General features: G+C 40.3%; 1 protein-coding gene and 1 pseudogene. One reads left to right on the forward strand and one right to left on the reverse strand.

The genetic code is table 11. The features are described from left to right. Positions 1 to 186: pseudogene (locus BCT81_RS25690) on the reverse strand (IS6 family transposase); the annotation flags it as partial. A gap of 475 nt (positions 187 to 661) precedes the next feature. Here BCT81_RS25690 and BCT81_RS25695 point away from each other — a divergent pair. Beyond that, positions 662 to 1,423, forward strand: coding sequence for an IS5 family transposase (locus BCT81_RS25695; RefSeq protein WP_008215652.1), 762 nt, complete (start codon positions 662 to 664; stop codon positions 1,421 to 1,423). Positions 1,424 to 1,755 lie beyond the last annotated feature (332 nt).

Raw genomic sequence — 1,755 nt, forward strand, 5'->3', positions numbered from 1 at the left:
CTTATGTAGGATAGGCCCATAGTGAATGAACCAACGATAAATCGTGGAGCGATTAACGAAGACACCTCGTTCGGACAACATATCACTGAGGTTTGCATAGCTCATTGCGGTAGTGCCATACCAACGGACACACCATAAGATAAGTTCGGGGGTGAAATGTCGCCATTTGAATTCAGACTTGACCATAACGCATTGCTCAGTGATGAATCATAGTTAAAGTCTGGCGGCTCGTGAGGTTTTTGCAACAAGCCCATGAAATACATAAAGCGACCTCACAAGATTCTTATCAACCCGAATGGGAAGATTATACACCTCCTGAATAACTCCATTAAGCTTCATTCATGCCGTTAGCTCGGTAGGCTCTACCACACCTAGACAAATACCAGTGTGATCTTCTTCTCAAAACAGTGTTTAACGCCACCTTAGCAGAGCAAAAATCATTCTGAATTTTCTATCAAAACAATAAGAAACTTACCTTTTACCCACCCCCTAAAGAATTTAAGTTATGGATTCCTAAAGAATTATTTTAAGGGACCCCTCAAGATATTAAGGTAACTAAAACAAAAGAATTAGGGCGTGTTGATCTTTCGTGAGTATTTTTTGAACAGCATGGTAAAGAGTTATAATTTGCTTCGCCAAAAGTAAAACCATAACCAATACCATGCCAAGAACAATGCTAACTGATATTCGCTGGGAACTGCTACTCCAAGTTATGAAAAGTACAGGTCGTATTTACGATAAAACTGAACATCGAATGACATTTGAAGGAATACTTTATCGAATGAGAACAGGTATTCCTTGGCGGGATCTACCCTCTGAGTTCGGAGAGTGGAGTACCGTTTACAGACGATTTAATCTTTGGTCAAAGAAAGGGGTTTTAGATAAACTTTTCAAAAGCTTATCTAGCATGGCTGATTTTGAATGGGTCTTTCTTGATGGCTCTATAGTTCGAGCGCATCAGCATAGTACAGGTGCAGCGACTGAAAGCTCAGAGCAAATAGGAAAAAGTTGCGGGGGCAACTCAACCAAAATTCACTTAGCCGTGGATAGTGGTGGCCTGCCGATTTGCTTTGATTTATCAGAAGGACAACGCCACGATATAGTGCATGCCGAAAGCTTAGTTGAGCAACTCGATGAAGTTAATACCATCGTTTGTGATAAAGGATATGACAGCGAACCTTTCCGCACTTTTGTTAAGGAACGTGGCGGAGAAACAGTAATTGCTAAACGCAATTACGGAGAAGATATAGACAAAAACAGTATGGATTGGTGTCTATACAAGTATCGTCACTTGGTCGAAAATGCCTTTGGGAAAATTAAGCATTATCGAGCTATTTCAAGTAGATATGACAAGCTAGAAAGGAATTATGCCAGCATGTTATCGCTGGCATTCATGTTAATGTGGCTACCGATGTATTGTTGAACGCGAAATGTACAGCAAAGATCAACACGCCCTAATAGACATAAGAATTAATTAACAATAGTTATCCATCACCCAAATCCGACACAGCAACGCCACAGCGTTGCCCGTCAGTATTTTACGTATGTCTAACTTGATCGATCTATAAAAGAGGTAGATTTACAGTGACAGTGCCATAGAAAAGCATTTGTGATATTCCGCTTGCTCACCCTTCGACTGGCTACGCCAGCTACGGGATTGCGCCGAGCGTGTGAGTAGAAAAACTCAAAAATAATCTACGTGTTATCTAAAAAATTTATATTGGAATTTTCTTTGCAACATGTAGGTATTTTATG

This window comes from Vibrio sp. 10N.261.52.A1, assembly GCF_002876325.1.
Classification (GTDB): domain Bacteria; phylum Pseudomonadota; class Gammaproteobacteria; order Enterobacterales; family Vibrionaceae; genus Vibrio; species Vibrio chagasii.